This window comes from Streptomyces verrucosisporus, assembly GCF_017114865.1.
GTDB classification, from domain to species: domain Bacteria; phylum Actinomycetota; class Actinomycetes; order Streptomycetales; family Streptomycetaceae; genus Streptomyces; species Streptomyces fenghuangensis.
Genome location: NZ_JADEYH010000013.1, coordinates 34,048 through 52,691 on the forward strand (window position 1 = coordinate 34,048; position 18,644 = coordinate 52,691).

Consider the following 18,644-nt stretch of genomic DNA (forward strand, 5'->3'; position numbering starts at 1 on the left):
TGGCGCGCGTGCCTTTCCTGTTGCTGATCGAGGACGACGAGGCCGTCCGCACCGCCCTGGAGATGGGGCTGACCCGGCAGGGCCACCGCGTGGTGACCGCTGCCTCGGGCGAGGACGGCCTCAAGCTGCTGCGCGAACAGAGGCCCGATCTGATCGTGCTGGACGTCATGCTGCCCGGCATCGACGGTTTCGAGGTGTGCCGCCGCATCCGGCGCACCGACCAGTTGCCGATCATCCTGCTGACCGCGCGCAGCGACGACATCGACGTCGTGGTCGGTCTGGAGTCGGGCGCGGACGACTACGTGGTCAAGCCTGTGCAGGGGCGGGTGCTGGACGCCCGCATCCGCGCGGTGATGCGGCGCGGCGAGCGGGAGGCGAACGACTCGGCGGTCTTCGGCGCGCTGGTCATCGACCGCTCGGCGATGACGGTGACCAAGAACGGCAGGGACCTCCAGCTCACCCCGACCGAGCTGCGGCTGCTGCTGGAGCTCAGCCGCCGCCCGGGGCAGGCGCTGTCGCGGCAGCAACTGCTGCGGCTGGTGTGGGAGCACGACTACCTCGGCGACTCCCGGCTGGTGGACGCGTGCGTCCAGCGGCTGCGCGCCAAGGTCGAGGACGTCCCCTCCTCGCCGACGCTGATCCGCACGGTGCGCGGCGTCGGTTACCGGCTGGACCCCCCGGCGTGACAGGCGTCCGCGAGGCCGGCGGGGGCCCGGCGCCGATACCCGCACCCACCCCTGCGCCCGCGCCCCGGCGCGGCCGGACCCGCCGGGAGGCGCCGTGAGCGGCTCCCTGGGCGGGATCACCGGGTCGCTGCGGCTGACGAGTCTGCGGCTGCGGCTGGTGGTGGTCTTCGCGCTGGTCGCGCTGACCGCCGCGGTGGCCGTCTCCGGCATCGCGTACTGGATCAACCGCGACGCCGTCCTGACCCGGGCGCAGAACGCCGCGCTCAACGACTTCCGCGAGTCGCTGGGCGACAGCGCCGGCTCCCTCCCCCGCCGGCCGGCCTGCGACGCGCTGCGGGAAACGGCCGGCACCATGGCCAACAGCACCCAGCGGTACGAGGTGGTGCTGATCGGGGAGCAGGCCGACGGCTCGCGCTGCGAGGCCGTGTCCGATCCCGGGTTCTCCCTGGAGGACGTGCCCGGGACGCTGCGCTCGGCCGTCGCCGAGAAGCGTCCGCTCGACGCCGTCAACAAGGCCCCCTACCACCTGTACTGGCAGCGGATCACGGTGGGCGGCGAACCGTATCTGGTGGGCGGTGCGACCGTGATCGGCGGCGGGCCGACGGGCTACATGTTCAAGTCGCTCGCCCCCGAGCGGGACGACCTCAGCTCCCTGGCCTGGTCGCTGGGGATCGCCACCGCGCTGGCCCTGGTCGGCTCCGCCCTGCTGGCGCAGGCCGCGGCCACCACCGTGCTGCGGCCCGTTCAGCGGCTGGGCGAGGCGGCACGGAGACTGGGCGAGGGGCGGCTGGACACCCGGCTGAGGGTGTCGGGGAAGGACGAACTGGCCGAGTTGTCCAGGACGTTCAACCGCACCGCCGAGGCTCTGGAACACCGGGTGGCCGAACTGAGCGCCCGCGAGGAGTCCAGCCGCCGCTTCGTGGCGGACATGTCGCACGAGCTGCGCACGCCGCTGACCGCGATCACCGCCGTCACCGAGGTCCTGGAGGACGAGATCGACTCGCTCGACCCGATGATCGCGCCCGCGGTCACCCTGGTGGTCAGCGAAACCCGGCGGCTGAACGACCTGGTGGAGAACCTGATGGAGGTCACCCGCTTCGACGCGGGGACGGCCCGCCTGGTGCTCGACGACGTCGACGTCGCGGACCAGGTGACCGCCTGCATCGACGCCCGGGCCTGGCTGGACGCGGTCGAGCTGGACGCCGACCGCGGCATCGCCGCGCGTCTCGACCCGCGCCGCCTGGACGTGATCCTGGCCAACCTGATCGGCAACGCGCTCAAGCACGGCGGCTCCCCGGTGCGGGTGTCGGTGCGCACCCGCGAGGCCGCTACGGAGGGCGAGGGGCCGGTCGACGGGCCGGTCGACGGGCCGGTCGCGGGTCCGGACGAGGACGCGCTGGTCATCCGGGTCGCCGACCGCGGCCCCGGTATCCCCGAGGAGGTGCTGCCGCACGTCTTCGACCGCTTCTACAAGGCCAGCGCCTCCCGTCCCCGCTCCGAGGGCAGCGGGCTCGGGCTGTCGATCGCCATGGAGAACGCCCACATCCACGGCGGTTCCATCACCGCCGAGAACGCGCCCGAGGGAGGCGCGGTCTTCACTCTGCGGCTGCCGCGCGACGCCAGCCGCCTCGCGCCGGAGCAGGACCGGGACACGGACACCGTCCCGGGCGCGGACGGCGGCGCACACCGGGAGGACGGACCATGAGCACCGCACGCCGTACGGCCCCCGGCCTCCGCGCGAGCGCCGCCGCCCTGGCCGCGCTCGCGCTCGGCGGATGCGGCATACGCTCCACACCGGTGCCGGTGGACGCCGGCCCGGCGCCGTCGAGGGCATCGTGCACGGCCCCCGCCGTCGAGGACGAGGGCGGTCCCGGCGACGAGGGCGTCCGGGCGGACGTCTTCCTGGTCTGCGGCGGCACCGTCTCGGCGGTGGAGCGCACCGTGGCACCGGGCGGCTCGGGGCCGGACGCGGAGCCCGGCCCGGAGGCCCGGCTGGAGACGGCCCGCGAGTTGCTGAGGGAGTTGCGCAGGAATCCGTCCCGGGCCGAGCGGGAGGCGGGCTTCGGCAGCTCCGTCCCCGGAGATCTGGAGATCGGCGGGCCCGGGGACGGCGACCCCGGGGAGGCGCTGCGGCTGAGCCGGGATCCCGGCGGGCTGCCGTCCTTCGCGCTGGCCCAGATCGTCTGCACGTTCACGGGCACGGCCGCCGTCGGCCGGGACGGCTCGGTGGTGCTCGGCGGACCGGACCGGGACGGCGGCGGGGAACCTCCGCTGCGCTACTCCTGCACCGACGCCCTGCGCGGCAGCCCCGAGGCGGCGAAGACCGCGGGCGCCCCGCTTCCGTAGGGCGCCGGGCGCCCGCCGTACCCGCGCCCGGTGCCCGGCGTCCGCGCCGCGCACCGGAGCGGGCGAAGGGGCGGAACCGCGGCGCGCGCCGTGTGCGTCTGTGTCGCCGTGCAGCGTCATCACCCCGGCGGCTCCGCCGCCCACCGCATCCGCGCAGCGGGGCTCGTACTCCTCGGCTGCCACCTGCTGTTCGTCGGCTGGCTGACGCTGCGGCCCCTGTCCGTCCCCTGGGTCTCCCCCGCGAACCTGCGGCCCTTCGCCTCCATCCACGCCGACCTGGCGGACGGCCCGCGGGCGGCTCTGGAGGGCATCGGCGGCGGGCTGGCGCTGCTGGCCCCGCTGGGGGTGCTGCTGCCGATGGCGGCGGGCCGTGCGGCGTCGCGGCTGGGCTCGTGGGCGCGTACGGTCTTCGCCGCCGCGATGATCTCGCTCGGCGTCGAGTTGGTGCAGCCCGCGGTGCCGGGGCAGGTGGCGGACGTGGACGCGCTGCTGCTCAACACCACGGGTGTGGCCCTGGTCCATCTGCTGTGCTACCCGGCACTGCGCGCCCGGCTGCGCGCAGCGGCGCGGCAGGACGGCTCCGGCGCCCGGCGTGCGGGGTCCCCCGAGAAGCGGGATCAGGGTGCGTCCCCGAGGACTCCCAGGGTCGGAATCGCACCCTAGAGGGAGGCTTTCGCCCGTAACGCTCGCCTACGGTGGATCCGTCCCCGTCGAACGACGGTGTTCCGTCAGAGCGAAGGAGTCCCGCCATGGCCGCAATCGTCCGCCCCGGCGACGACCGGATGATCGCCGGCGTGTGTTCCGGGCTGGCCCGCCGGTTCGGCACCACTCCGAACACGATGCGCGCGATCTTCCTGGTCTCCTGCCTGCTGCCGGGGCCGCAGTTCCTGCTCTACATCGCCCTGTGGGTCCTGCTGCCGGACGAGCGCAAGGTGCAGCGCACCGGCTGGTGACGCGTCCGCCGGCGCACACCCCGTGCACAGGGGAACGGGCCGCGCGCCGGGGACGACCCGGTGCGCGGCCCGTGGCGCCTCCCGTGGGCGGGGTGGAGGGAGGAGGGAGGCGCGGGAAGGGGAGAAGGGGGAGGTGCGTCAGCCCAGCAGTTTGCCGGTCTGCAGGGCGCCGGTGAGCTGACCCGTCGGCAGGTTGAGCATCGTCGGCTTCTCGGGGCTGCCCAGCGGCAGGCCGCCGAGCAGGTCCCGCACCGGGTCGTGCTGCTTGGTGTTGGGCTGCTGCCCCTGCTTGCCCTCGGCGGGCGCGGGAAGCGTCCTGGCCTGCCGGGGCGCGTCGGGGGCGGGCAGCGTCCTGGCGACCTCCTGCACGGGCAGGCTCTTCACCGCGCCCTCGGCGGTCCTGCCGAGCCCCAGGGTGTCCGCCGCGGAGGCGGCCCCGGCACCGGTGGCGGCGAAGGCGGCGCCGAGCACGGCGACACCGATCGTCTTCATCGTTCGCTGCTTCATCAGCTGGTACGTCCTCGTGTGGATGGCTTGAGCGGCCTCGCGAACGTAGCCAGGGCGCCGCACCCGCCGCAAACACCCCGAAACGGCCGGACACCCGCGTCCGGCCGCCTCGCCCGGCCGCCTCCCGCACCTTCCCCCGGCCGTCCCCGGCCGGGGGAAGCGCTGGTCACAGGCCCTTGGCGGTGGCCTCCCGGAACAGCCACTCGGCCTTCAGCTCTGCGTATCCGGGCTTGATCACGTCGTTGATCATGGCCAGACGTTCATCGAAAGGGATGAACGCGGACTTCATGGCGTTGACGGTGAACCACTGCATGTCGTCCAGCGTGTAGCCGAACGTCTCCACCAGGTGCCCGAACTCGCGGCTCATGCTGGTGCCGCTCATCAGCCGGTTGTCGGTGTTGACGGTGGCGCGGAACCGCAGCCTCCGCAGCAGCCCGATGGGGTGCTCGGCGTACGAGGAGGCCGCCCCTGTCTGGATGTTGGAGGTGGGGCACAGTTCCAGCGGGATCCGCTTGTCGCGCACGTACGCCGCCAGCCGGCCCAGCTTCACCGTGCCGTCGCCGGCGACGTGGATGTCGTCGATGATGCGCACCCCGTGGCCGAGCCGGTCGGCGCCGCACCACTGGAGGGCCTGCCAGATGGACGGCAGCCCGAACGCCTCGCCGGCGTGGATGGTGAAGTGGTTGTTCTCGCGCTTGAGGTACTCGAAGGCGTCCAGGTGGCGGGTGGGCGGGTGGCCCGCCTCGGCGCCCGCGATGTCGAAGCCGGCGACGCCGGCGTCCCGGTACCGGTTGGCCAGTTCGGCGATCTCCAGCGAGCGGGCGGCGTGCCGCATGGCGGTGAGCAGGACGCCGACGCGGATGCGGTGCCCGGCCTCGCGGGCCCGGCGCTCGCCCTCGCGGAAGCCCTCGTTGACGGCCTCGACGACCTCCTCCAGCGTCAGCCCCGCCTCCAGGTGCTGCTCGGGGGCGTAGCGCACCTCGGCGTAGACCACACCGTCGGCGGCCAGGTCCTCGGCGCACTCGGCCGCGACCCTCACCAGCGCCTCGCGCGTCTGCATCACCGCGCAGGTGTGGGCGAAGGTCTCCAGGTAGCGCTCCAGCGAACCGGAGTCGGCCGCCTCGCGGAACCAGGTGCCCAGCGCCTCGGGGTCGGTCTCGGGCAGACCCTCGTAGCCGCACTCGCGGGCGAGGTCGGCGACGGTGGCCGGGCGGAGGCCGCCGTCGAGGTGGTCGTGGAGCAGCACCTTGGGGGCGCGGCGGATCTGGTCCGGGGTGGGGACGGTGGTGACAGTCTCGCTCGTCATTGCCGCACTCTAGCGCCTACGCGCGTAGATATCACCCTTGGGCCGATCCCGCACCCGCCGGCACACGGCCCGAACACGGCGTCGCGGCTTTCGATACCCAATGGTGACCGCCCGGCACCGCCCGTACACCCCCGCTTCTGCCATCGTTTTGCCGTGACTCAGCAGGCGTTGCCGCGCCGGGATGCGCGGCTGGGGCGGGCGTTCGGTGACGACCACGCGGTACAGGGCGTGGCCTTGCTGCTCCCGGGAGGGACCGCCGGGGGCACTCGCGGCCGCTCCCGCCGGGCCGCTGCGGCGATGCTGCCGCTGGCGCGGCGGCTGGTGCGGGCGGGGGAGGGACACGAGGTGGCCGCGCACGTCCTCCACTACCGCTACCGCGGCTGGAACGGCGCGGACGCCCACCCGGTGCGGGACGCCGAGTGGGCTCTGGACGAGGTCGTACGCCGCTACGGCGACGTCCCCGTGTGCCTGGTGGGCCGGGACATCGGCGCCCGGGCGGCACTGCGGGCCGCGGGCCACCCGGCGGTGGTCTCCGTACTGGCCCTGGCCCCCTGGCTGCCGAAGAGCTGCGAGGACGGCCGCGAGGAGCCGGTGCGGCAGCTCACCGGCCGGCGGGTGCTGATCGTGCACGGCACGGACGACGAGCACACCGGCCCTGACCGCTCCTACCGGCTGGCGATGCGGGCCAAGAAGATCAACCCGGACGTCTGCCGCTTCGAGGTCCACACCGACGGCCACGCGCTGCGCCAGCACCGTTCGGAAGTCCTCGCCCTGACGGAGGACTTCGTCCTGGGCTCGCTGTGCGAACGCGGCTTCGCACGCCCGGTGGCCGACGCACTGGCGGCCCCGCCGCCGCTGGGCCTGCGGATGCCGCTGGCGGCCGGCTTCGGCCGCTCCCTGCGCCACTGAGAGCGCCGCGGGCTCGTACGGTCAACCCGCGCGCCCCTGCCCGCTCCTACGCCAGCAGCCGCCCCCGGCGGCTCAGCAGGAACGCCCGGAAAGCCGCCACCGGCGGGGTGTCCGGGCGGCCGTCCACCCAGGCCACCCCGATCTCCCGCACCGCCCGCGGCTGGGTGACCGCCAGCTCCCGCACCCCCGGCCGGGGCACGGCCGGAGGCGGCAGCAGGGCCACCCCCAGTCCGGCGGCGACCAGCCCGCGCAGCGTCTCGGCCTCCTCCCCCTCGAACGCGATCCTCGGCTTGAAGCCCGCCTCGGCGCACAGTGTGTCGAAGATCCGCCGCATCCCGTAGCCCGGCTCCAGGGTGATGAACGGCTCCTGCGCGGCCTCCGCCAGCCGTACCCGCCTGCGCCGCGCCAGCGGATGCTCCTCGGGCACCACCAGCCGCAGCCTCTGCTCGTCCAGGCGCCGCGCGACCAGATCCGGGGCGTCCGGCACCGGGGAGGTCAGGCACAGGTCCAGATCCCCGGCGCGCAGCCGCTCGATCATCGCCTCGCCGTACGTCTGCACCAGCGAGAAGCGCACCCGGGGATGGTCGGCGCGGAAGGAGCGGATCAGCCCCGGCACGGTCTCCGATCCCAGCGTGTGCAGGAAGCCGAACGCCACCTTCCCCGCCGCCGGGTCGGCGTCCGCCCGTACCGCCTCCGCCGCCTGCTCCACCGAGCCCAGCGCCCGCTCCACCGAGCCCAGGAACGTACGCCCGGCCGGCGTCAGCGCGACCGTCCGCCCCCGCCGCGCGAACAGGGCGACCCCCAGGTCGTCCTCCAGCCGCGCCATCGCCCGGCTGAGCGTCGACTGCGGCACCCCCAGCTCACCGGCCGCCCGCGTGACGTGCTCGTGCCGGGCCACGGCGACGAACTGCGCCAGCCGCGGGGTGAGTACGGCGGCCCAGGACCCGGGGTCGATGTGAGGTGCGTCACCGGATGTGCCGGATGTAACCGAGATGTCTTTTCTGTTGCCGACCGGTGACACGACACCCTCCCAGCTCGCCTTATGCGCCTGCGCATGATGACCAGAACCTTTGTGCATTGGACGCATCAGATCCCTGACCGTACGTTCGAGACATGCCTTCCGTCGATACCGGGGCGCCTGTCCGCACAGGTGCCTCTCCCGAGCGTTTCCCCTCCTCCCCCCGGCGCATCAGCCTCGCCCTCTTCGCCGTGGGCCTGGCGACCTTCGCCCTGCTGTTCTCCACCCAGCCCCTGCTGCCCGCCCTGACGGCCGACTTCGGCGTGACGCCGGGGCAGGCGAGCTGGACCGTCTCGGCCGCCACCATCGCGCTCGCGGTGGCCGTACTGCCGCTGTCCGCCCTCTCCGAGCGCTTCGGACGGCGCACCCTGATGACGGGCTCCCTGGCGGTCGCGGTCGCCGTCGCGCTCGCGCTGCCCTTCGCGCCCAACATGGAGGTCCTGATCGCGCTGCGCGCCCTGCAGGGCGTGGCGATCGCGGGCATCCCGGCCTCGGCGACGGCGTACCTGGCGGAGGAGGTACGGCCGGCCGCGCTGGTCGGGGCGATCGGCCTGTTCGTGGCGGGCAACAGCGTCGGCGGAATGACCGGCCGCGTCCTCACCGGCTGGGTCGCCGAGGGCTGGGGCTGGCGCACCGGGCTCGCGGCGGTCGGCGCGCTATCCCTGCTGTGCGCCCTCGCCTACCGGCTGCTGATCCCCCGGGCGCACAACTTCACCCCGGCCTCGCTGCGCCCCGCAGAGCTGCTGGACACCGTGCGCGGCCATCTGTCCGACGGACTGCTGGTCCGGCTGTACTCGCTCGGCCTGCTGTTCATGACCGTCTTCGGCGCGGTCTACACGGTGGTGGGCTACCGGCTGGTCTCCGAGCCCTTCGGCCTCTCCCAGGGCCTGGCCGGCTCGGTCTTCGCGATCTACCTCGTCGGCACCGTCTCCTCGGCCGCCGCCGGGCGCCTGACCGGACGGCTCGGCCGCCGCGGCGCCCTCTACCTGGCCATCGGCGCCACCGCCACCGGCCTGCTGCTGACCCTCGGCGACACCCTCGCGGCCGTACTGCTGGGCCTGGTCCTGGTCACGGCCGGCTTCTTCGCGGGCCACGCGGTCGCCTCCGGCTCGGTGGGCCGCACGGCGAAGACGGGCCGGGCCCAGGCCTCGGCGCTCTACCAGATGGCGTACTACGTCGGCAGCTCCCTGGGCGGCACGCTGGGCGCGATCGCCTACCACGCGGCGGGCTGGAGCGCGACGGTCGCCTTCTCCCTGACCGCCCTGGTCCTGGCGGCGGGCGTCACCCTCTACGCCACGCGCCGCGCGGTGGTCCAGCGCCGCCTGGCGGTCGCCCGCGGCTGCTGAGCCCCGGCGCGAGCGCCGGAACTCAACCGGCGGGGAAGACGCCCGTGTCCACAGCGAGCCCGAAGGGCTCGGGAAGGTGGATGGTGTCCCCGAACTTCCCCGCGTGCAGCACCCGGTAGACGTCCTCCTTCGGCTCCCCGTAGAGCGTCACGGTCGGGCCGCCGGGCGCCCAGCGGTCGACCAGCAGGTACAGCGGCACCCCGGCCTGGGCGTAACCGGCGGGCTTGCTGACCCGGTCGTGCCGGGCGTTGGTTGACTTCCTCCCCCTCCTGAAGGAGGGGGATTCCTACGGCTCGCGCCGTGGGGTTTTCCGCTTCATCACCGGCTGCCCGCCCGGAGTGCTCCGTTTGGGTCTTACACCAGCTCCACAGACAGACGCCGTCAGCCCGACGGCCAGGATGTTCTTCGCCGCGTTCACGTCCCGGTCGTGGGTCGTCCCGCAGTCGCACGTCCAGGTGCGGACGCTCAGCGGCACCTTGTCCCGCAAGGTGCCGCGGGTCGAGCACAGCTTGGAGGAGGGGAACCAGCGGTCGATCGCGATCACTTCGCGGCCGTACCACTGGGCCTTGTACTCCAGCATGCTCCGGAACTCCGACCAGACCGCGTCACTGATGGCACGGGCCAGGCTCCGGTCCCTCACCATGCTCCGCACGGTGAGGTCCTCGATCACGATCGTTTGGTTCTCACGAACGAGCCGAGTGGTGAGCTTGTGCGGGTGGTCACGCCTGCGGTCGGTGATGCGGGCGTAGACCTCGGCGACCTTCCGGCGGGCCTTGGCCCGGTTCGCTCCGTCACCCCTGGCCTTGCGGGCCAGCTGCCGCTGCGTCTTGGCGAGGCGGGTACGGTCACGCCGCTCATGCCGGGGGTTGGCGACCTTCTCCCCGGTCGAGAGGGTCAGCAGGTGGTCGAGGCCGACGTCGATGCCGACGGCCGCGCTGGTGGCGGGAAGCGGCTTGACGGAGGGGTCCTCGCACAGCAGGGACACGAACCAGCGTCCGGCCGCGTCCTGGGAGACGGTCACCGTGGACGGCGACGCACCCTCGGGGAGGGGACGGGACCACACGATGTCGAGCGGTTCCGCCCTCTTCGCCAGGGTCAGCTTCCCGTCGCGGAACCGGAACGCGCTGGTGGTGTACTCAGCCGACTTCCGCGACCTCTTCCGCGACTTGAGGCGCGGGTACTTCGCCCGCTTGCCGAAGAAGTTCGTGAACGCCCTCTGAAGGTGGCGCAGGGCCTGCTGGAGCGGGACGGAGGACACCTCGTTGAGGTAGGCGAGTTCCTCGGTCCTCTTCCAGGCCGTCAGCATCGCCGACGTCTGGTTGCAGTTCACCCGCTCCTGCCGCGTCCACGCCTCGGTGCGCGCGGCCAGGGCCAGGTTGTAGACCTTCCGCACGCAGCCGAACGTGCGCGACAGCTCGGCTGCCTGCGCATCGGTCGGATAGAAGCGGTACTTGAACGCCCGCTTCACGTGGGCGGTCTCCACGGCTCACACACTAACCCCGTCGGCTTGTGGCGGAGTGCGGGCGGTTGCGGGTGGACACCGGTCCGCCCTGGCGGCGAACCGGCGTTCCCTGCCCTGCTCCGCAGGAGCCTCGTTTCCTCCCCGCCCCAAAGGACGGGGTATCCACAAAGGAGAGCCCCAATGACGAGGTGATCTCCACGACGAGTTCCGCATCGTCCGCCGGGACGGAGCTGCCCTCGGCCTTCTCGACCACAGCCTCCGGTATGACCAGCAGGTCGGGAACGTAGATACCGCTGCGGAAGGGGATCGAGACGCCCTGCGTCCGGTAGACGTACCAATCCTCGGGAATCGCCCTGTCCAGCAGCCGCTGCAGCCTGGCGGCGATGACATTCCGGTTACCGGCGGGCGGTGGTGACACGGTGATGACCCCATCGATGATCTCCACCCTGCAGCCCTCGGGCCAGTCCGTCTCCTCCCAGAGGCGGACCAGGTCGTCCCAGTCGCAGGCAGGCCCTGGTCCTGGATCGACGGTGAGTGCGCTCGTGACTCCACCCGCGCGTGACCGCGCGGGCTTCCTGCGGTCGCGGCTAGACCACATCGCAGAGGGCCAGCCCGGCCCTGTCGAGGATGTTCGCCGCGCCGACGTGATCCGCGTTGGCGGCGAAACCGCACGCCGTGCACCGGAACGCCGCCTGAGTGACGCGGTTGCTCTTGTCCACGTGCCCACAGCCGCCGAGGCTCGGCGGGCAGGTGACTGAGGTGTTGCGGGGGTCCACCAGGATCACGCGGCGACCGGCACTCTCAGCCTTGTTCGCCAGGATTCCCAGGAACTGCCCCCAGCCCGCGTCGAGGATGCCGCGGTTGAGTCCGGCCTTGGCGGCGGCGCCGTTCGGCAGGAACGCGCCGTCGTTGCCGGGGTCGGCCTTGGGCGCGGGGCTCTTGGTCATCCCGGCGGTGTTCAGCCGCTCGTGCGCGATCACGTCGTGGTCGGTGATGAGTGCGCGGGCGGTCTTGTGGTGGAAGTCGAGCCGCTGCCGCCGGATCTTGGCGTGCAGCTTGGCGACCTTGCGGGCGGCGGCGCGGTGGCGCTTGGTCCGCTGCCGGGTGCACCTGGGGAACGCCGCGAGGTGCCGCTGTGCTGCGGCCAGCTCCTCGGTCGCGGAGGCGAGGAAGCGCGGATTCGCCTCGTGCTCGCCCTCGGAGGTGGTCAGGAAGTGCGTGACGCCCAGGTCGATGCCGACGCTTCTTCCGGTGGGCGGCAACTCCTGGGCGGGCACTTGGTCGCAGACCAGGACGGCGTACCAGCGCTTCCCCTCGCGCTTCACACTGATCGTCTTGACCCGTCCCTGTACGGGCCGGTGCTGGTGGACGCGCACATGCCCGACGCCTTGGAGGCGGAGGCGGGTCCGCCCATCGTGCGAGGTGGAGTTCCAGCGGCAGCCGTCGCCGTCCCGGGGGAAGGTGACGGTGTCGAAGTGCCCGGTGCCCTTGAAGCGTGGATACCCGGGAGTCCGCCCGGCCTTAACCCGCTTGAAGAATGCGGCAAACGCCTTGTCCAGCCGGCGCAGGGTCGCCTGCTGCGAGGAGAACGACCAGCGGCCCTGCCGCTCGGGGTCGAAGGCGCGGATGTCCTTGAGCTGCGCGGACTGGTCGCCGTAGCGGACGGTGGTCTTCGAGGCGTGCCGCCAGGCATCCCGGCGCTCCTGCAGCGCTCGGCGTACAGCAAGCCCGTATGAGCATGATCGAGGCGGGCCGGTACGCGGTGAGCGCGGACCGCGTACGAGGCATGGCTCGCGCCTACTCGTGCACGGACCAGGAGTTGATCGAAGCCCTGGCCGGAATGACCGGTGGGCGAACACGTGGCTGGTGGGAGGAGTACCGCGACATCCTCCCGCCCGGGGCGCTCAACCTCGCCGAGCTCGAGCACCATGCCACCGCAGTGCGTGTCGCATCGGTTGTCCACGTTCCCGGCCTGCTTCAGACCACCGACCATGCCCGCGCGATCATGACCGACGCCGTACCGCCCTTCGCTCCGCACGAGGTGGAGCACCGGGTGTCCCACCGCATCAAGAGGCAGGGCATCCTCTACAAGGACACCCCGACGCCTCTGACCGCAGTCGTCCACGAAGCCGCCCTTCGCATGGGCTTCGGCGGCGCAGCCGTGGCCCGTGCCCAGCTCGGGCACCTCATCGAGATGAGCGAACGGGAGAACATCACCCTCCTGGTGATCCCTTTCAGGGCGGGCAACTTCCCCAGTTCAGGGCAGCCCATCGTCTACTACCGGGGCCCGGTACCGCAGCTCGACACCGTTCAGCTGGACACGGATCACGGGTCCGAGTTCATCGACGCCCAAGCGCGCCTGGTGAAGTACCGGACGATCATGGATCGTATGGAGCGGTGTGCCCTCACGCCGGCGGAATCCCGTGACCTGATGCACCACATCGCCCAGGAGACCTAAGGAGCGAGCATGCCCGACCTCTACTGGCAGAAGTCCACCTACAGCGCTGAGGCCGCCAACTGCGTCTACGTGGCCGCGAGCGACGACGGCACCATCAAGCTGCGCGAGAGCGATCGCCCCGGCAGCATCCTCACCACCACGCCCGAGAGCCTGAGGACCTTCATACGCGGCATCAAGGCGGGCGAGTTCGACCGCTTCACCAAGTCCTGACCTGGGCGAGGTGCGGTGGGGGCCGGGGGTGTGCGGGGGGGGTCGGGGCCGGTCCGGGGCGAACATTCCGGACGGCATGATTTACGGCCCTTGCCGCGCACCGTTGCCCGGACCGGCGATTGGCCGCAAATCACGCCCCTGGCCTCCGGCATGGGGAACCCCGGAGTGTCCGGAACGTCCGCCCCTCCCCGTCCCCTCCCGCCGTCGCCCGGCTGCGGCTGGTTCCCGGCTGTCCGTCGCGCGGTACCGCTCGGGGTCAACTGGTCAGATCCTCGTCTTGTGGGGTGGAGCTTCACCGTCGCGGAGACGCTCAATCGCCTCGCTGCCGCCGACCGGCCGGCACCGGATGCACCATCGGAATGAGCGCGGGCGGCATCGGCAGATCAGGTCCCGTCCCGAAGCGCAGCCCGGGTCAGGGCGCTTCGTTCAGCTTGGAGGCGAGCCGCGGATGCCCTGTCCGCGCAGCCGTGTCGCCCCGGAAAAGGGATTGCCCCGGAGGGAGGGCTCACGTTGGCTGGGCAGCATGGCCGAACTGCATACCGATCGCCTCGTCCTTCGTCGATGGCGTGACTCCGACCTCGGACCATGGGCGGCGATGAACACCGATCCCGAGGTCCGCGAGCACTTGGGCGATGTACTCAACCGTGAACAGAGCGATGCCTCCGTGGCGCTGTTCCAGGCCGACTTCGACCGGCGAGGCTATGGGTGGTGGGCGGTCGAGGTGCGGGCCACAGGCGAGTTCATCGGCTTTGCGGGCCTGGACGAAGTGGATGACGGCATGCCGTTCACCGGAGTGGAGATCGGCTGGAGGCTCGCCCGGTCGGCCTGGGGCCAGGGCTACGCCACCGAGGCCGCACTGACGGTACTGGCCTACGGCTTCGACACGCTCGAGGTTCCCGAAGTCCTCGCCGTGACCACAGCCACCAACCTTCGTTCACAGGCGGTCATGCGCCGGATCGGTATGACCCGGGACCCGGCCGACGACTTCGACGCCCCCGCCGCACCCGAAGGACCACTGCGCCCGACCGTGCTGTACCGGATCGCCCGCGGTACGAGAATCTGACGTTCGCCGCGGCGGCAGGGGCATGTACACGGAAGACGCGGTACGGCATGCGGGGAAGTCGATCCGCACCCCGCAGTGCGCCGGACGGCATGGCTTACGGCCGCCGCTGCGGCCCGTCAGCCGGCCGAGCCGGTGACCCAGGCGGAAACCTCTCCGTCGAGTTCCTCGGGCGCCTTCGTATGGCCTGGATACCTGTAACCCAGACGGTCGGCGTCGGGGTACTTCTCGGCCCGTGCTTCCGCCGCATAGGGCGGATTGACCGGGTCCAGGGAGTTCACGAGGAGAAGCAGTCTCGGTGCTTCCTCCGCATCGGGCATCGTCCATGTGGAGTCCGCACCGGCAGACATCACCGAGCACGGACGGTGCATGCCCGAGAGCGCGGCTCCGAGGGGATTCCTCTCCGGCGATCCCGCGCCGACTCCCCACCCCGGGTACGCCGTGCAGACATTGGCGAGGTACCCCACGAACTCCGGGAGCACCTGGCCGTCACGGTCACGGCGGGTGTAGCTACGACTGTCGGACTCTACGACCCCTTTACCCGCCTTGCCGATATCCGGCCAGTTGGCCAGGATCTCGCGCAGTGGTTCAGCGTTTTTTCCGAGGTCGCGGGAGAGGGAGAAGAGAGCGGTCATCCGCTCGTACTCCTCGGCGCCGTCGGCGAGACCGGTCTGCGTGCCGTCGTAGCCCATGTCCCGGAGCGTCCGGTGAAGCTTCTGCCGGCAGTCGGAGGCCGCATCGCTTTCGTCGCATTCCATGACGTCCTGCAAGCCCGCCTCCACCGTGAGGCTCCGCCCGACCATGAGCGTGGTCGCGAACGTGCCCGGCGGAGGCGCGGGAGCGTCCATCACCGCCCAGCCGCCGGCGCGTTCCAGTTCGGGCATCACAGCCGTTGCCCGGACCGCGCCGAACGACTGCGCGTACACCCCCGATATCTTCCCCTCCTTCTCGACGAGTTCCTTGAACGACTTGTGGTATTCCGCACGGTCGAGGCGGTAGAGGTCCATGTCGCAGGAGTTCCGGAAACCTTCGGGCCAGTTCTTCGTCTGCCATTCCGAGAGTTCGCCGCCCTTCGACACGCCAGTGACGATTTCGAGGCATTCGGTGCCGACCCCGTGAACAGCCCAGGGCTCGACGAATGTGGCCACCGCCCGGTGGCGCAGCCAGGAAGGAAGAAGCGATCGGGCGGCCACGGCGTCCAGCGGACGCGGCCCGGTCCTTCCCGGGTCCCAGAGGACCAGTCCGTCCCGTTCTCCAGGTGTGCGAGCGGTCGGCGCGCCATCCTCACCGGGGGTGTGTAGATCACCGCCCACACCCCCGTGGGGAGCAGGTGGCAGCGGACGGTCTCGTCGGCACACGGCTGAGGCTCGGGAGCCGCCGACTGCCCGCGCTCGTCGGCCCGGTACACATACAGGCCGACGAGGACGACGACGGCCAGGGCCGCCACGCCGGCGAACCAGGGGACGGCCGTGGCGCGGCCGGGGTTACGCGCCCCCGGCATGCCGCGCTTGCGTCGCACTGGTCACAGGTGTCCCTGGTCGAGGTCGGGGCTTCCGGGAGGTCAATGGACCGAGGGCTGACCGTATCGCGCGAAGCGGGAGACGAGACCGCCGGGAAGCGGTGCCGACGGAAGCGGCGATCGTCTTCGCCCCGCGCCCGCAGCCGGGCGACGGGCCGATACCGCCCTCGGGGTCCGGACCGCACCGCCGTCCGCCCGCAGCCGGGCGACGGCGGGAGGGGACGGGGAGGGGCGGACGTTCCGGACACTCCGGGGTTCCCCATGCCGGAGGCCAGGGGCGTGATTTGCGGCCAATCGCCGGTCCAGGCAACGGTGCGCGGCAAGGGCCGTAAATCATGCCGTCCGGAATGTTCGCCCCGGACCGGCCCCGACCCCCGCACACACCCGGCCCCCACCGCACCCGCACCCGCACCCGCACCCGGAAAACAAACGCCCCCCTCCGCGTTAACCCGAAGTTGCGGAACCGGTCTCACCGAGAGAATTCCTTTCCGATTCGGAAATCGAACGGAATGAGCCCGCTGAAGGGCGGCGTCCGCCGATAGCCTGGCGCTGCCTCGTCGATCAGCGCGGGGCAGCCGCGGGAGTGCCCGAGGGGAGGGCGTTCCGATCGCGGTTCCGGGGGTGCGGTGGAGGCAGGGGGAAATCGCCGCGCGGACAACCGCGCGTTCCGGCACACGCAGGCGCACGAAGGCGCTGAATTCGCTTCTCCGCCACCCCGGAATCACCACCGATTCACCGAAGGTGAGGACGACCCGTGCGACGCATGACCTCCGTTCTTCTGGCCCTGAGCGCTCTGGTGGGGGCCTCCGCGCTGACCGCCCCGGCGGCCGCGGCCGCCGGGCAGACCGGCCGTCCGGCCGCCGCGCAGACCGCCGTACCGGCCGGCTGGGAGGTGGTCCGGGGTGGTGAGGTGGCCGCCCTGAACGGCGGGGCGGACGGCGAGCGCTCCTCCGCCCCCCAGGGCCCCGCCGCCCGGAACCTCACCGCTCAGGACCTCACCGAGCAGGGCTCGGAAGCGGACGAGACCTCCCTCATCGCGATGCAGTCGGTCCGCAACAAGCGGTTCGTGACGACCGAGAAGACCTACCCGGCTCCCAACACCGGTGCGCTGCGGGCCCGTTCCGCCGAGTACGGCGGCTCCTGGGAGGGCTTCGCCTTCGAGTGGGACGAGACCACCGAGACCTACGCCCTGAGGTCGCTGGCCAACGACCTCTACGTGGCGGTGGAGAAGAACTTCACCGGCAGCTCCCAGAACCTGCTGCGCGCCCGCTCCACCGGTGTGGGCGGCTGGGAGCGGTTCGTCGTGTACTACAACGAGGAGCTGGACCGCTGGGCGCTCCAGTCCACGTTGAACGGCCTGTTCGTCGCCATGGAGAACGGCTACACCGGCTCGCTCCAGTACGCCCTGCGCGCCCGTTCCGCCGAGATCGGCGGTTCCTGGGAGGAGTTCGTCCTCTACGACCTGGGCGCCTGAGCCCCGGCCGGACGGACGGAAAGGCGCCCGTACCCCACGTCCCGGGGGTACGGGCGCCTCCGTGTGCGCGCCGCCCACGGCGTACGGCCGTGAGGGCGGGTGTCAGGCGATGCGGTCGAGGATCAGAGGGGTCGGGGCGAAGGAGGCGCCCTCGGCTTCCCCGGCGATTCCGATCGCGTCGCCGGTGAGCGCTTCGAGGGCGTAGTCGAAGCGCTCGGGGGTGTCGGTGTGGAGGGTCAGCAGCGGGGCGCCGGCGGTGACGCGGTCGCCGGGCTTGGCGTGCAGCTCCACCCCGGCACCGGCCTGCACCGGGTCCTCCTTGCGCGCGCGGCCCGCGCCCAGGCGCCAGGCGGCGACGCCGACGGCGTACGCGTCCAGCTTCGTCAGGACGCCGGAGGTCTCGGCGCGCAGGACGTGCCGCTCGCGGGCGGTGGGCAGGGGCGCGTCCGGGTCGCCGCCCTGGGCGGCGATCATGCGGCGCCAGTGGTCCATGGCCGAGCCGTCGGCGAGCGCCTTGGCCGGGTCGGCGTCCGGCAGTCCGGCGGCGGCGAGCATCTCGCGGGCCAGCGCCAGCGTCAGCTCGACGACGTCGGCCGGGCCGCCGCCGGCCAGGACCTCGACCGACTCGCGGACCTCCAGGGCGTTGCCGGCGGTCAGGCCGAGCGGGGTGGACATGTCGGTGAGCAGGGCGACGGTGCGCACCCCGTGGTCGGTGCCGAGCCCGACCATGGTGGAGGCCAGTTCGCGGGCGTCGCCCGGGTTCTTCATGAACGCGCCGGAGCCGACCTTGACGTCCAGGACGAGCGAGCCCGTGCCCTCGGCGATCTTCTTGGACATGATCGAGGAGGCGATCAGGGGGATCGCCTCGACGGTGCCGGTGACGTCGCGCAGGGCGTAGAGCTTCTTGTCGGCCGGGGCCAGTCCGTCGCCGGCCGCGCAGATCACCGCGCCGACCGAGCGCAGGACGTCCATCATCTCGTCGTTGCTCAGCAGTGCCCGCCAGCCGGGGATGGACTCCAGCTTGTCCAGCGTGCCGCCGGTGTGGCCCAGGCCGCGGCCGGAGAGCTGGGGGACGGCGGCGCCGCAGGCGGCGACCAGCGGGGCCAGCGGCAGGGTGATCTTGTCGCCGACGCCGCCGGTGGAGTGCTTGTCCGCGGTGGGCCGGGACAGGGCGGAGAAGTCCATCCGCTCGCCGCTGTCGATCATCGCGGCGGTCCAGCGGGCGATCTCCTCGCGTTCCATGCCGTTGAGCAGGATCGCCATGGCCAGGGCCGACATCTGCTCGTCGGCGACCTCGCCGCGGGTGTAGGCGTCGATGACCCAGTCGATCTGGGCGTCGCCGAGGCGGCCCCGGTCGCGCTTGGTGCGGATGACGGAGATGGCGTCCATC

Annotated in this window: 18 protein-coding genes and 2 pseudogenes; 11 read left to right on the forward strand and 9 right to left on the reverse strand. The window is 72.2% G+C overall.

The annotated features are described in order from the left end of the window. Window positions 1-8 precede the first annotated feature (8 nt). The 5 genes from afsQ1 to IQ279_RS15720 all read left to right on the forward strand — a co-directional run bounded on the left by afsQ1 (window position 9) and on the right by IQ279_RS15720 (window position 3,985). Complete coding sequence (gene afsQ1, locus IQ279_RS15700; RefSeq protein WP_206349150.1) at window positions 9-686, forward strand: two-component system response regulator AfsQ1; 678 nt, start codon at window positions 9-11, stop codon at window positions 684-686. A 94-nt stretch (window positions 687-780) separates the two neighbouring features. Next, the gene (locus IQ279_RS15705; RefSeq protein WP_206349151.1) at window positions 781-2,391 is read left to right on the forward strand and encodes an ATP-binding protein; all 1,611 of its coding nucleotides are present in this window, start codon (window positions 781-783) and stop codon (window positions 2,389-2,391) included. Continuing rightward, the gene (locus IQ279_RS15710; protein WP_206349152.1) at window positions 2,388-3,032 is read left to right on the forward strand and encodes a hypothetical protein; all 645 of its coding nucleotides are present in this window, start codon (window positions 2,388-2,390) and stop codon (window positions 3,030-3,032) included. Before IQ279_RS15705 ends, IQ279_RS15710 begins: the two co-directional genes overlap by 4 nt. 108 nt (window positions 3,033-3,140) lie before the next feature. Beyond that, entirely contained in the window at window positions 3,141-3,695 is a 555-nt protein-coding gene (locus IQ279_RS15715) for a VanZ family protein (RefSeq protein ID WP_206349153.1), read from the forward strand. An 86-nt stretch (window positions 3,696-3,781) separates the two neighbouring features. Next, complete coding sequence (locus tag IQ279_RS15720; protein ID WP_206349154.1) at window positions 3,782-3,985, forward strand: PspC domain-containing protein; 204 nt, start codon at window positions 3,782-3,784, stop codon at window positions 3,983-3,985. Between the two features lie 138 nt (window positions 3,986-4,123). Here the strand turns inward: IQ279_RS15720 and IQ279_RS28010 are convergent, their stop codons facing one another. After that, the gene (locus tag IQ279_RS28010; protein WP_241028188.1) at window positions 4,124-4,492 is read right to left on the reverse strand and encodes an ATP-binding protein; all 369 of its coding nucleotides are present in this window, start codon (window positions 4,490-4,492) and stop codon (window positions 4,124-4,126) included. Between the two features lie 166 nt (window positions 4,493-4,658). Beyond that, on the reverse strand, window positions 4,659-5,798 hold the full coding sequence (locus IQ279_RS15730; protein WP_206349155.1) for an adenosine deaminase: 1,140 nt from the start codon (window positions 5,796-5,798) through the stop codon (window positions 4,659-4,661). A 153-nt stretch (window positions 5,799-5,951) separates the two neighbouring features. Between IQ279_RS15730 and IQ279_RS15735 the strand changes: the two genes are divergently transcribed. Continuing rightward, window positions 5,952-6,707 carry an alpha/beta hydrolase gene (locus IQ279_RS15735; protein ID WP_206349156.1) on the forward strand — a complete coding sequence of 252 codons (756 nt, stop codon included), beginning with the start codon at window positions 5,952-5,954 and terminating at the stop codon, window positions 6,705-6,707. Between the two features lie 46 nt (window positions 6,708-6,753). Here IQ279_RS15735 and IQ279_RS15740 read toward each other — a convergent pair whose 3' ends face one another. After that, complete coding sequence (locus IQ279_RS15740; protein WP_372445157.1) at window positions 6,754-7,701, reverse strand: LysR family transcriptional regulator; 948 nt, start codon at window positions 7,699-7,701, stop codon at window positions 6,754-6,756. A gap of 119 nt (window positions 7,702-7,820) precedes the next feature. On the opposite strand from IQ279_RS15740, the gene IQ279_RS15745 reads away from it, so the two are divergent. Beyond that, window positions 7,821-9,071, forward strand: coding sequence for an MFS transporter (locus IQ279_RS15745; RefSeq protein ID WP_206349158.1), 1,251 nt, complete (start codon window positions 7,821-7,823; stop codon window positions 9,069-9,071). A gap of 22 nt (window positions 9,072-9,093) precedes the next feature. Here IQ279_RS15745 and IQ279_RS15750 read toward each other — a convergent pair. From IQ279_RS15750 to IQ279_RS15765, 4 genes and pseudogenes are all read right to left on the reverse strand, one after another. Beyond that, window positions 9,094-9,324 (reverse strand): annotated as a pseudogene (locus IQ279_RS15750) (Uma2 family endonuclease); the annotation flags it as partial. A gap of 33 nt (window positions 9,325-9,357) precedes the next feature. After that, window positions 9,358-10,554 carry an RNA-guided endonuclease InsQ/TnpB family protein gene (locus IQ279_RS15755; RefSeq protein WP_206349159.1) on the reverse strand — a complete coding sequence of 399 codons (1,197 nt, stop codon included), beginning with the start codon at window positions 10,552-10,554 and terminating at the stop codon, window positions 9,358-9,360. A 10-nt stretch (window positions 10,555-10,564) separates the two neighbouring features. Then, on the reverse strand, window positions 10,565-11,131 hold the full coding sequence (locus IQ279_RS15760; protein ID WP_241028189.1) for a Uma2 family endonuclease: 567 nt from the start codon (window positions 11,129-11,131) through the stop codon (window positions 10,565-10,567). Beyond that, window positions 11,121-12,245: pseudogene (locus tag IQ279_RS15765) on the reverse strand (RNA-guided endonuclease InsQ/TnpB family protein); the annotation flags it as partial. The gene IQ279_RS15760 and the pseudogene IQ279_RS15765, both read right to left, overlap by 11 nt. 20 nt (window positions 12,246-12,265) lie before the next feature. Between IQ279_RS15765 and IQ279_RS15770 the strand changes: the two are divergent. The 3 genes from IQ279_RS15770 (at window position 12,266) to IQ279_RS15780 (ending at window position 14,264) form a co-directional block, all read left to right on the forward strand. Beyond that, the gene (locus IQ279_RS15770; RefSeq protein WP_206349160.1) at window positions 12,266-12,991 is read left to right on the forward strand and encodes a DUF5753 domain-containing protein; all 726 of its coding nucleotides are present in this window, start codon (window positions 12,266-12,268) and stop codon (window positions 12,989-12,991) included. 9 nt (window positions 12,992-13,000) lie between these two features. Then, window positions 13,001-13,201 (forward strand): DUF397 domain-containing protein, encoded by a 201-nt coding sequence (locus IQ279_RS15775; protein WP_206349161.1) that lies wholly within the window; start codon window positions 13,001-13,003, stop codon window positions 13,199-13,201. Window positions 13,202-13,724: 523 nt separating this feature from the next. Further along, entirely contained in the window at window positions 13,725-14,264 is a 540-nt protein-coding gene (locus tag IQ279_RS15780) for a GNAT family N-acetyltransferase (protein WP_206349162.1), read from the forward strand. 116 nt (window positions 14,265-14,380) lie between these two features. On the opposite strand, the gene IQ279_RS15785 is transcribed toward IQ279_RS15780, so the two are convergent. Continuing rightward, window positions 14,381-15,454 carry an alpha/beta hydrolase gene (locus tag IQ279_RS15785; RefSeq protein WP_206349163.1) on the reverse strand — a complete coding sequence of 358 codons (1,074 nt, stop codon included), beginning with the start codon at window positions 15,452-15,454 and terminating at the stop codon, window positions 14,381-14,383. A 1,089-nt stretch (window positions 15,455-16,543) separates the two neighbouring features. Between IQ279_RS15785 and IQ279_RS15790 the strand changes: the two genes are divergently transcribed. Then, window positions 16,544-17,254 (forward strand): fascin domain-containing protein, encoded by a 711-nt coding sequence (locus IQ279_RS15790; protein ID WP_206349164.1) that lies wholly within the window; start codon window positions 16,544-16,546, stop codon window positions 17,252-17,254. A 102-nt stretch (window positions 17,255-17,356) separates the two neighbouring features. Here the strand turns inward: IQ279_RS15790 and IQ279_RS15795 are convergent, their stop codons facing one another. Beyond that, complete coding sequence (locus tag IQ279_RS15795; RefSeq protein WP_206349165.1) at window positions 17,357-18,643, reverse strand: thymidine phosphorylase; 1,287 nt, start codon at window positions 18,641-18,643, stop codon at window positions 17,357-17,359. Window position 18,644 lies beyond the last annotated feature (1 nt).